At 68.6% G+C, this 277-nt stretch carries 1 pseudogene; it reads left to right on the plus strand.

What is annotated here, in order from left to right:
• Positions 1-105: 105 nt before the first annotated feature.
• A pseudogene (locus SB847_RS20905) lies at positions 106-277 on the plus strand (transposase); the annotation flags it as partial.

Raw genomic sequence — 277 nt, forward strand, 5'->3', positions numbered from 1 at the left:
AACTTATGTCGGTTTGGACGTATCGAGGCTCTCGTGACGGCGTGGAGCCGCCTCATCGACCAGACCGCCGCGCTCGACCGGCTGGTTCTGGCGGCGGCGCGGAAGTCGAAGGTGGTGCGCCGGCTTATGGGCGTGCCCGGAGCCGGGACGCTGACCGCCTTGGCCTTCGTCAGCGCCATCGGTGACCCCAGCCGCTTCCGCCGTTCATCGAGTGTGGGCGCCTACTTCGGGCTGACACCCCGGCGCTTCCAATCCGGCGAAGTCGACCGCTCCGGAC

Source organism: Bacillus sp. SIMBA_026, from assembly GCF_046535335.1.
Taxonomy (GTDB): Bacteria; Bacillota; Bacilli; order Bacillales; family Bacillaceae; genus Bacillus; species Bacillus velezensis.